The organism is Microbacterium sp. H6, assembly GCF_003314775.1.
In the GTDB taxonomy this organism is placed as follows: domain Bacteria; phylum Actinomycetota; class Actinomycetes; order Actinomycetales; family Microbacteriaceae; genus Microbacterium; species Microbacterium oxydans.
In genome coordinates, this window is the sequence record NZ_QOAY01000010.1 from 1 (window position 1) to 9,807 (window position 9,807).

Sequence of the window (9,807 nt, forward strand, 5' to 3'; positions counted from 1 at the left end):
CGATCGACGGCGCCTCGGCATCGAGGCGTTCGAGGGCGGATCTGGCTCGATCGCGTTCCTGCTGCGCGCGTCGTTCCTCTCGGGCGATGGCGAGTTCGGCGTCGGCAGCGGTCGACTGTTGCTCGGCATCGGCGCGATCGGAGGCACGACGCTCCGCACGGTAGTCGGCGCGAGCCTTCGCCCGCCGGAGGGCCTCCAGCCGCTCGTCGATCGACGCGGGAGCCTGCGACGTCTCCGCCACGGTGTCATCGCCGTCTCCCGACAGCCCGCCGGCGACCACGAGGTTCTCGGCCTCGTCGATACGCGCCTCGACGGCGGCGAGACGACTGCCGAGCACTTGTTCGGCCGCACGGCGACGATCGTCGAACCGCGCCTGCACGTCTTCGAATCGTTGCGTTCCGAACAGCCGCCGCAGCAGTGCCTGGCGATCGCGGCTGCCCGCGAGCAGAAACTCCGAGAACCGGTTCTGTGCGAGCAGGATCACCTGCAGGAACTGCTCCCGACTGAGCTGAAGGATCTCATCGAGCTCGCCGGCTACGTCGACCGCCCGCGCGGCACGGCCGATCCATCCACTGTCCGTCCACTCGTCGAGCGACACGGTGGCCGCCTGCTTGGTCATGCCACCACCGCGCTTGGCCGGGCGCAGGTACTCGGGCGAGCGCGTGACGCGGTATCGACCGGCCGGCGTGCTGAACTCGACGACCACCTCTGAGGGATCGTCAGGCTCGCAGTGATCGCTTCGGAGGCGTTTCTCGCCGCCCTCGTATCGAGGCACCCCGCCGTACAGGCCGAAGCACACCGCATCGAGGATGCTCGACTTGCCCGCCCCGGTCCGTCCGGCGATCAGGAAGATGCCGTCGTCGGCGAAGGCGTCGAAGTCAACGGTCTGTCGCGACCGGAACGGGCCGAAGCCTTCGACCACCAGACGATGAAGACGCATCTAGACGAGCGCCTCGGCACGCACCCGCTCGTCGAGCACCGCGCGGATCAGCTCGCTCTCGGCCTCTGTGGGTCCGTGCCCGGCCCGCACGTGCTCGAGGAAGGCATCGATGCGGTCGGCATCGGTGACAGCGGTGCGCAGCCGCTGCACATAGGAGCGCTCGTCGACCTCGGCGGTCACCTCCGGCTGGTGCTGCACCATGGCGCAGTACGGGAAGCTCTCGCGAAGACGCCGCATGGGCTCGCGCTGCGGCACCGCATCGGTGTAGACGGCGCAGACCCAGTCATCCGCGTGCTGCGCGACCAACTCGGTGGACAGGATCTCGTCGAGCGGGCCGGTGAGGGTGACGAGCCGCCGAGGCACCGGCAGTTCCATCCACTCCACGCCGGCGAGTCCTTCGGCGTCGATGTCGACGAGCCAGCAACCACGGGGCTTGTGCTGCTCTCCGAAGCTGTAGTGCAGAGGCGCGCCCGCGTAGCGCACGCGGTCGCTGAGCTGCTGGCGTCCGTGGATATGGCCGAGCGCCACGTAGTCGGGTCCGTCGAACACGCTCAGCGGCACGACGTCGAGACCGCCCTGTCGCACCTCGCGCTCGAGCCCGGCGGTCGCGTCGACACCCGCGGCGAAGCAGTGCGCGATCGCCACCGCTCGGCCTCCGCGCTGGTCCATGCCGGCGCGGACCAGGTCCATCGCATGCGCCATGGTCTGCGCCTGCGTGCGCAGCTGACGCCCGGATGCATCGCCCTCGGGCCAGTGCTGACGCACGATGGCCGGCTCGAGGTAGGGGATGCCGTAGAAATGCACCGGTCCGTGGTCATCGGCGATGGTCACCGGCACACCCACCGCGAGGGGGTCTGTGAGCACGTGGATGCCCTCGCGGAGAAGGCGCGCCTGGAACCCGAGTCGTGCGGCGGAGTCGTGGTTGCCGCTCGTGACGATGACGCGGGCGCCCGTCTCGTGCAGCGCCACCAGCGCATCGCCCAGCAGCGTGTATGCCGCGCCGGACGGGGTGGCGGAATCGAAGACGTCTCCCGCGACGACGACCACGTCGACCGCATTGTCGCGAACCTGCGCGGTGAGCGCCTCGAGCACCTCGGCGAGAGCGTCCATGGTCGAATTGCCATGGAACGTCCGGCCGATGTGCCAGTCCGAGGTGTGCAGGATCCGCATACTCACACGGTACGAACCCCCTCCGACATTCCGTCCGAGGCGTGCCGTGCGCGGCCCGCACCCGGCGCGGAGGAGGGAGCGGAAGGTCCCCTGACCCACCCTCGCCACGACGATCGGCACGCGGTGATGCGAGATGCGTTGTGCACCTTCACCTGTGCGGAGTGCAGGGCTGCGCGATGCGAGATCAGGGCTGCCCTCCGCCCGACAGGTGCCGGCTTGCCCCGCCGGCTGAGGGTTGTGCCCGCTTCGTCGTGACTACCGACTCCCGCTCTCCTCCTCGAGATCGTTCGACCAGTTCGCCTGCTGGATCCTGTTGTCGAGCTCACGCAACTCCTGCGCGACGGCGTCGGCGCGCGAGCGCAGCTGTGAGACGGGGAGTGCGGAGACCTGACGCAGCTCCGAACGCATCTGGCGGAGGAACTGGTCGTTGGCCCCCGAAGCGGCGGCTGCCGCATCCGTCAGCACGGAGTGCCGAAGACGGAGCACGTCGCGGGAGGCCAGCGCGTCGGTCATGGTGCCGTCCGCACCCAGATGCAGTCGCGCGTTGGTGGCGTTGATGCGGCGGATGAGGTCGCGCAGTTGCGTCAACGCCGCGTCGACCTCGACGATCAGGGCGGCGGCATCCTCCGCCGGTTCCTCGCCCTCCTGGTAGCGGGCGTTCGCGACGATGCGCGCCCGCAGCTGCTCGATCCGGCGCTGCAGGTCGGCGCGTGCGGTGAGGGCCTCGGCGAGTTTCATGACGTCATCCTCGCAGGGGCGCGGCGTAACAGTTCGTCATACGGTCGGAGAGTCAGCGAGTACGCAGCAGGCCGGCGCGCTCCGGGTGGGCGGCGAACCAGTCGGCCACGTACCAGCACACGGCATCGACCTTGCGATCGCCGCGCTCCTCGATGTCGGCCACCGCACCCTCGACGACCTTCCCCGCATAGCCGTTCCCGCGGAAAGTCGGGATCGTGAAGGCTCGGGTGAGGGCGATCGTGTGGCCGTCGTCACGGTAGTCGAGCACGCTCACGAGCTTGCCGTCACGCATGAGCGTGTAACGCGAGGCGTCCTTCTCGTCGGTCAGGATGAAGCCGCCGACGGTGTGCGAGATCGTCATTGCAACCACGTTACGCCCGTCAGGGACGCCCGGGCGTTTTGACATGAGACGTCACGATCGGACATAATCCCCCCATGACTACCAACGCAAGCCCCTCGTCCGCCCAGGAGGCGAACAGGACTGCCGGGATGATGATGCCCGGTCGCGTTGGCATGTGTTGCCGAATGTGTCGCTGAACGAACAGCCACCCCGCCTGACCTGAACCCCTCGCCATCTGCGAGGTCAGTGTCACCGAGCATCCACCCTTTGCTCGATTCCCGGCTCCGCCGGTCATTCATGCAACGCATCAGAGCCCCTTTCGGTCCGGGCTCACGTCCTGAGGACTTCATCATCATGTCGAACACCGCACTTCTCGAGCGTCCCGCCACCACCGCCGCCGTCCGCACGCAGCCCGAGACCGCCGCGCCGCTCTCTCCTGCCGGAGCCGACCTCCCCGCCGTGCGCTCACCCCGTGGCTTCGCCCTCTACGTGGGCCTGGACGAGATCAAGGCCGCAGAGGCCGGAGTCAGCCTCCCCCTGCTCGTCGATGCCCTGCGTCGCACGCTCGCCGAGCTCGCGCCGGGAGCCGAGACCCACGCCACTGTCGCCCTCGCGCCCCACGGTTCGGGAGGGCGCGACCTCGACGTCGTGCGCCTCGCACTGCAGGAGCCGGGCGCGATCGCCCGCACCAAGGCCGCCGCCGAGGAGGAGACCACCGACGAGGAGAGCGGCGTCACGGTCGACATCTCCCGCAAGCGTGTGCTGATCGACGGCGAGTCCGCAGCCTTCACTTACAAGGAGTTCGAGCTGCTGCAGTACCTGGTGCTGCGCGAGGGACGCACGATCGAGCGCAGCGAACTGGTGTCAGCGCTCTGGCAGGCACAGGACGACGAGACGCCGGGCGAGCGCACGATCGACGTGCACGTGCGCCGCCTCCGGGCGAAGCTGGGTCGCTACGAGGACATCGTGCGCACCGTGCGCGGAATCGGCTACCGCTTCGATCGGCACGCCGACGTCGTGATCCGCTACGGTCACGGCACGCCCTCGCCCGACCGGTTCTGAGCACCCAGGACTCCGGTGTCAGGACCGGAGCGTAGGGTGGGCGCATGACTCTGACGGCCGACCCCGCTGAGGCAGGAGCCGCTCGCTCGGAGGCCCCTCGAGAGACGGTCTACCGACCGCCGCACGAGCTCGATCTGCGCAGCACCGTGGGTATGCTCCGACGCGGTGGCAACGACCCGACGATGGTCATCGACGGGCCGGTCATCTGGCGGGCGATGCGCACGCCGCTCGGACCGGCCACCCTGGCGCTGCGAATGATCGGCGGCGAGGTGCGCGCGACGGCGTGGGGCCCCGGATCGGGTTCGGCCCTCGAGCTCGTCCCCGCCCTGTGCGGGGCGCACGACGACGCCGGGGACTTCGATCCGTCGCATCACCCCCTCATCGCCGATTCCGCGCGGCGGCATCCGGGACTGCGCCTGACCCGCACCGACGAGGTGTTCGACGCGCTCGCGTGCGCGATCATCGAGCAGAAGGTGACCGGCATGCAGGCCTTCGGCGCGTGGCGCTGGCTGGTCAGCCGCTTCGGAACGCGCGCGCCGGGACCGACGCCGCGCCCGATGTTCACCGCGCCAGCACCTGAGCAGTGGCACCGGATCCCTTCCTGGGCCTGGCACAGAGCCGGAGTCGAGCCACCGCAGTCTCGCACCATCGTGCGTGCGGCTGAACGCGGAGACCGCATCGCCCGCGCCGTACGCACGGCCTCCACAGGGGCTGATCGCGATCGGGTGCTCACGAGCCTTCCCGGCGTGGGGGTGTGGACATCGGCGGAGACCCGCATCCGCTCGCTCGGCGACCCCGACGCGGTGAGCGTCGGTGACTACCACCTCGCCCACCAGGTCGGCTACGCCCTGACCGGCACTCGCACCGATGACGACGGGATGATCGAACTCCTCTCCCCCTGGTCCGGGCAGCGGCAACGCGTCGTGCGCCTCATCCACGCCAGCGGTGTGCAGGAACCGCGACGGGGTCCTCGCCTCGCACCGGAGGACCATCGCCGCCGCTGACACCGGCACCTATGCTGGTGCCATGTCCCGTTCCATGCTGCGCATCCTCGTCACCGTCGGCCTTCTGATCGTCGGCGTCGTGATCGGGCTGATCTTCCAGAACGTCTGGCTCGGTGTGCTGCTCGCCGCGATCGTGTGGCTGGGCTGGTTCCTCGGGTACGAATCGCGGCGCGGCAACAACGCCGGCGTCAACGACGAGGACCACGGCATCGAGCTCTGACCTCGATCCCCTCGCCCGTGGGAACGCGGCACAGCTCAGTAGCGGCACAGTTCAGTAGTAGACGGCGAGCGGCCCTGACGGACCGTCGACAACGCGCACGGGAGTGTCGAAGACCCGTGTGAGGACGTCGTCCGTCATGATCGCGGCCGGCGCCCCGAACTCCACGACGGCTCCATCCTTCATGGCGCAGATGTGGTCGGCGTAGTGGCTCGCGAAGTTGATGTCGTGCAGCACGATGACGATCGTGCGTCCGAGCTCCTCCGACGCGCGTCGCAGGTGCTTCATCATCTGCACCGCATGCCGCATGTCGAGGTTGTTGAGCGGCTCGTCCAGCAGCACGAACTCGGTGTCCTGCGCGAGGACCATCGCGACGTAGGCGCGCTGGCGCTGCCCACCGGAGAGCTCGTCGAGATACCTGCCCTCCAGCGCGCCGAGGTCGAGGAAGTCGATGGCTCGACTGATGATCTCCTCATCCGCGCGGTTCAGCCGACCCTTCGAATGCGGGAAGCGCCCGAAGCCGACCAGTTGACGCACGGTGAGGCGCGTGACGAAGTGGTTCTCCTGGCGCAGGATCGACACGACCTTCGCCAGGTCCTTCGACTTCGTGGAGGCCACATCGAGTCCGGCGATCTCGATGGCTCCGGCGTCCATCCCGCTGAGACGCCCGATCATCGTGAGCAGAGTCGACTTGCCTGCACCGTTCGGACCGATGAGAGCGGTGATGCCGCCGGCGGGGATCTCGAGGTCGACGGGGCCGATCGCGACCTCGCTGCTGTAGTCCCGGCGGACGCCGTCGAGTGCGATCACAGCCTGCCCTTTCTGAGGATGACGATGAGGAACACGATGCCGCCCACGAGCTCGATCAGGATCGACACCATGCCCTGCGCGTAGAAGATGTTCTTCATCACGAAATACGCCCCGGCCAGGATGGTGAAGGCCGTGAGCACGGCGACCGGGAAGATCAGCCGGTGATCATGGGTATCGGCGAACTGGTACGCGAGCGTCGCGACCAGGAAGCCGAGGAAGGTCATCGGCCCCACCAACGCGGTCGAGGTCGCCATGAGCACGGCGACGAGGAACAGCACGATGAACAGCTCGCGCCGATGATCGACGCCGAGTGAGCGCGCGGCATCCGGACCGAGTGCCATCAGGTTGAGCCGGCGCGAGCGCAGCCACAGCAGCCCCGAGGCCGCGACCACCAGCGGGATCGCCAGCGGCAGGTACGAGGGATCGGCGTTGGACACGTTGCCGAACAGACGCGCGGCGAGCACGTCGAACTCGCTGGGGGTGAGCAGACGCTGCATGAAGGTGGCGATCGCGCCGAGACCGCCTCCGATCACGATGCCGACGAGGAGCATGATCTGCAGGTTGCCGTAACGACCCGAGAGCAGCCAGCCGTAGAGCGCCACCGCGAGGCCGACCATGATCGCCACCTGGATCGCGAACTGCCCCACGCCCTGGATGGCAACGATGCCCGCCACGCCGAACAGATACACGGTCGAGGTCTGCACCACCCGGTACAGCGACTCGAAGCCCATGATCGACGGCGTGATGATGCGGTTGTTCGTCACGGTCTGGAAGCTCACCGTGGCGACGGCCTGAGCGACGGCGACGAGCGCCATCACGGTCACGTCTGTCGCCCGGTGCTGAGCGATGCGCCAGAAGCCCGCGGAGCCGACGGGCATGGGATTCGCCCACGCGAGCAGACCGAAACCGGAACCTGCGGCGAGGACGATGAGGATGCCGAGCACGAGGAAGTACCGACGCCGCGCCTGCGGGGTCGTGAAGGAGCCCGCCGAACGGAGCCCTCCGGCAGTCGCCGCGTCGCTCATCGCGGCGCGCATCACGCCGCTAGCCACGTCGACGCTGCCTGAGCAGGAGGAGCACGAAGACCACGGCGCCGACGACCCCGAGGATCAGCGAGACCGGGACCTCGAAGGGCATGATGATCGTGCGCCCGATGATGTCGCAGACCGTGACGATCCCGATCCCCAGCAGACACACCCAGGGCAGGTTGCTGCGCAGATCGTCGCCGCGCACCATCGAGACGATGTTCGGCACGATCAATCCGAGGAAGGGGAGATTCCCCACGACGACGGTGACCACGCCGGTGGTGACCGCGATCAGGACGGTGCCGAGCAGGATGATCCGGTTGTAGTTCACCCCGACGTTGGTCGCGATCTCTTCGCCGAGTCCGGCGATGGTGAGTCGATCGGCGACGATGAAGACGATCACGCCGATGATGGCCACGATCCAGAGCATCTCGTACTGGCCGCGCATCACCGAGGTGAAGCTGCCGGCGAACCAGACGCCGATGATCTGCAGCGAGTTCGTGGCCAGAGCGAGGTAGGTCGAGAGAGCACCCACCACGGCACCGAGCATGATGCCGACGATCGGGACGATCAGGGATGATCTGAGCGCCACCCGCCGCAGGAACGCGAAGAACACCATGGTGCCCACGAAGGCTGCCAGTACCGCACCGGCCATCCGCAGCGGGAGGGACGGCTGCGGCACGAGGATCATGACGGCGAGGAGGCCGAGCCCTGCCCACTCCGTGGTACCCGTCGTGGTCGGCTCGACGAAGCGGTTCTGGGTGAGCAGCTGCATCACCAGTCCCGCCATGGCCATCGAGGCGCCGGCCAGGACGAGGGCGACCGTGCGCGGGATACGTGTGATCTGGAACATCTGCGCGCCGTCGTCCGCGCCGGCGATGTCGTACACACCCGTGAAGAGCGAGATCACGAGCAGGGCGGCGACGACGAGCACGCCGATGAGCAGCTTCACGTCGAAGAGCCGCCCGGCGTTGCGGGGCGGCGAAGCGATGTCTGTGGAGACCATGGTGGTGCGGCGGCGGCATCCGGATCACCCGGATGCCGCCGCGTCAGCTCAGTTCTTCGCGCTCTTCTCGAGGGCGTCGGCGAGGTCGTTCAAGAACGTGGTGTATGTCTGGATGCCCTCGTTCAGGTAGGTGTCTGTCGGCATGTAGACGAGCTGCTTCTCCTTCACGGCGGTGACCGAAGCGAGGGCTTCGGAGCTCTCGAGGATCTCGGCCGCCTGCACGTAGTCGGGGGTCTCAGCGGCGAACACCGCATCGCGGTCGAGCACGAGGATCCAGTCCGGGTTCGAGGAGGCGATGGCTTCGACGGAGATCTCGTCGCCCTGGTGGTCGTCACTCGCATCGTCCACCTCGAGAGCGGGCGTGAGTCCGAGGATGTCGTAGATCGGTCCCAGCGATCGGCCGACGGTCGGCGCGAGGTAGCCGATCTGGCCTCCCGACGTGTTGACGGCCATCACGGTGTCGGCGTCGTCGTATGCGGCCTTCGCGCGCTCGACGGCGGCATCGAAGTCGTCCACGAGCTTCTTCGCCTCGTCCTGCTTGCCGAAGATCTCGCCGAGCACCGTGACCTGGCGCTTGAGCTCCTCGTCGAAGGGCTCGCCGTCACGCGGCTCGAGGTCGACGATGGTGGCGTCGGGGACGAGGTCCGCGATCGCCGCGTTGTGCTGCGTGAAACGCTGGCCGCTGATGATCAGGTCGGGCTCGACGGCGACGACGGCTTCGAGGTTCGGCTCGCTGTGCAGGCCGATGTCGACGATCCCGTCGTCCTTCACATACGACACGGTCTCCGGCATGAGTGCCACGGCCCCGGCGGAGAGCTCGACGCCCCAGTCGGAGAGCGTCTGGAAGGTGCGGTTGTCGAGGGCGACCACCGATGCGGGTGGGGTGGCGATCTCCTTCGTGCCCGTGTTGTCCTCGATCGTGACGGTGGCTGCTGCCGGTTCGGTCTTCTCCGTTTCCTCCGAGCCTCCGGAGGTGCACCCGGCGAGGGCGAGGAGGCCGACGAGAGCGGCACTCGTAGCGGTGAGGGTTCTGGGCACGGACATGGAGAGACTCCTGTTCTGCGGGATCGGCGCGCACACGATGGGCGCCGGGGCGACGCACGGGGATCACCCGCGTCGTCTCATTTAGGTTAGCCTTACTTTATGAGCGATACGAAATCCGGTTTCTCGATCGAGCGTCGCGGCCTCGAGCTGCGCTTCCGCAACGTCACACTGAGCGCGCGTGAATGGCTGGCGCCGGACTTCGTGCGGGTGCGACTGACCGGCTCGGATCTCGCCGGCTTCGATTCGCCCGGTTCCGACGACCACATGCGCCTGTTCTTCCCCGCGGGCCCGACGGATTCCGTCGAGGAGCTGCGCGCCTCCCCCAGCCGCGAGTACACGCCGCTCGCCTGGGGCGACGACTGGCTCGACGTCGAGTTCGCGGTGCACGGCGACCAGGGAGTCGCCGCCCCCTGGGCGGCGAACGCGCCCCTCGGATCCACGATCGGCGTCG

At 68.2% G+C, this 9,807-nt stretch carries 12 protein-coding genes; 4 read left to right on the top strand and 8 right to left on the bottom strand.

The genetic code is table 11. The features are described 5' to 3' along the window. From DSP71_RS00330 to DSP71_RS00345, 4 genes are all read right to left on the bottom strand, one after another. Positions 1-940: AAA family ATPase (locus DSP71_RS00330; RefSeq protein ID WP_147251143.1), on the bottom strand; the 940-nt coding region annotated here is incomplete at its 3' end. After that, positions 941-2,110, bottom strand: a complete 1,170-nt coding sequence (locus DSP71_RS00335; RefSeq protein WP_113680084.1) for an exonuclease SbcCD subunit D — start codon at positions 2,108-2,110, stop codon at positions 941-943. A gap of 255 nt (positions 2,111-2,365) precedes the next feature. Further along, positions 2,366-2,848 carry a DIP1984 family protein gene (locus tag DSP71_RS00340; RefSeq protein ID WP_046747288.1) on the bottom strand — a complete coding sequence of 161 codons (483 nt, stop codon included), beginning with the start codon at positions 2,846-2,848 and terminating at the stop codon, positions 2,366-2,368. 52 nt (positions 2,849-2,900) lie between these two features. Then, positions 2,901-3,209 carry a GNAT family N-acetyltransferase gene (locus DSP71_RS00345; protein ID WP_058630449.1) on the bottom strand — a complete coding sequence of 103 codons (309 nt, stop codon included), beginning with the start codon at positions 3,207-3,209 and terminating at the stop codon, positions 2,901-2,903. 333 nt (positions 3,210-3,542) lie between these two features. Between DSP71_RS00345 and DSP71_RS00350 the strand changes: the two genes are divergently transcribed. Genes DSP71_RS00350 through DSP71_RS00360 form a run of 3 tightly spaced genes read left to right on the top strand, consistent with a single transcriptional unit; the run spans position 3,543 to position 5,474 of the window. Continuing rightward, a complete protein-coding gene (locus DSP71_RS00350; RefSeq protein WP_058630499.1) occupies positions 3,543-4,250 on the top strand; it encodes a winged helix-turn-helix domain-containing protein in 708 nt (235 codons plus the stop codon). 44 nt (positions 4,251-4,294) lie between these two features. Continuing rightward, positions 4,295-5,254 (top strand): DNA-3-methyladenine glycosylase, encoded by a 960-nt coding sequence (locus tag DSP71_RS00355; RefSeq protein ID WP_113680085.1) that lies wholly within the window; start codon positions 4,295-4,297, stop codon positions 5,252-5,254. Positions 5,255-5,276: 22 nt separating this feature from the next. Continuing rightward, a complete protein-coding gene (locus DSP71_RS00360; protein WP_021198082.1) occupies positions 5,277-5,474 on the top strand; it encodes a hypothetical protein in 198 nt (65 codons plus the stop codon). Between the two features lie 51 nt (positions 5,475-5,525). Here DSP71_RS00360 and DSP71_RS00365 read toward each other — a convergent pair whose 3' ends face one another. Genes DSP71_RS00365 through DSP71_RS00380 form a run of 4 tightly spaced genes read right to left on the bottom strand, consistent with a single transcriptional unit; the run spans position 5,526 to position 9,356 of the window. Next, entirely contained in the window at positions 5,526-6,281 is a 756-nt protein-coding gene (locus DSP71_RS00365; protein ID WP_046747285.1) for an ABC transporter ATP-binding protein, read from the bottom strand. Beyond that, the gene (locus tag DSP71_RS00370) at positions 6,278-7,306 is read right to left on the bottom strand and encodes an iron chelate uptake ABC transporter family permease subunit (RefSeq protein WP_046747428.1); all 1,029 of its coding nucleotides are present in this window, start codon (positions 7,304-7,306) and stop codon (positions 6,278-6,280) included. Before DSP71_RS00370 ends, DSP71_RS00365 begins: the two co-directional genes overlap by 4 nt. A gap of 19 nt (positions 7,307-7,325) precedes the next feature. After that, positions 7,326-8,312, bottom strand: coding sequence for an ABC transporter permease (locus DSP71_RS00375; protein WP_046747284.1), 987 nt, complete (start codon positions 8,310-8,312; stop codon positions 7,326-7,328). Between the two features lie 48 nt (positions 8,313-8,360). Continuing rightward, positions 8,361-9,356: a siderophore ABC transporter substrate-binding protein gene (locus DSP71_RS00380; RefSeq protein ID WP_058630446.1), complete on the bottom strand. Its 996-nt coding sequence runs from the start codon at positions 9,354-9,356 to the stop codon at positions 8,361-8,363. Between the two features lie 99 nt (positions 9,357-9,455). Between DSP71_RS00380 and DSP71_RS00385 the strand changes: the two genes are divergently transcribed. After that, positions 9,456-9,807: siderophore-interacting protein (locus tag DSP71_RS00385; protein ID WP_181800624.1), on the top strand; the 352-nt coding region annotated here is incomplete at its 3' end.

What these genes read in the sequence shown, in the direction of transcription:
- DSP71_RS00375 (WP_046747284.1), bottom strand. Translation starts at nt 8,312, where the DNA reads ATGGTCTCCACAGACATCGCTTCGCCGCCCCGCAACGCCGGGCGGCTC.
- DSP71_RS00340 (WP_046747288.1), bottom strand. Translation starts at nt 2,848, where the DNA reads ATGAAACTCGCCGAGGCCCTCACCGCACGCGCCGACCTGCAGCGCCGG.
- DSP71_RS00335 (WP_113680084.1), bottom strand. Translation starts at nt 2,110, where the DNA reads ATGCGGATCCTGCACACCTCGGACTGGCACATCGGCCGGACGTTCCAT.
- DSP71_RS00380 (WP_058630446.1), bottom strand. Translation starts at nt 9,356, where the DNA reads ATGTCCGTGCCCAGAACCCTCACCGCTACGAGTGCCGCTCTCGTCGGC.
- DSP71_RS00360 (WP_021198082.1), top strand. Translation starts at nt 5,277, where the DNA reads ATGTCCCGTTCCATGCTGCGCATCCTCGTCACCGTCGGCCTTCTGATC.
- DSP71_RS00355 (WP_113680085.1), top strand. Translation starts at nt 4,295, where the DNA reads ATGACTCTGACGGCCGACCCCGCTGAGGCAGGAGCCGCTCGCTCGGAG.
- DSP71_RS00370 (WP_046747428.1), bottom strand. Translation starts at nt 7,306, where the DNA reads ATGAGCGACGCGGCGACTGCCGGAGGGCTCCGTTCGGCGGGCTCCTTC.
- DSP71_RS00345 (WP_058630449.1), bottom strand. Translation starts at nt 3,209, where the DNA reads ATGACGATCTCGCACACCGTCGGCGGCTTCATCCTGACCGACGAGAAG.
- DSP71_RS00350 (WP_058630499.1), top strand. Translation starts at nt 3,543, where the DNA reads ATGTCGAACACCGCACTTCTCGAGCGTCCCGCCACCACCGCCGCCGTC.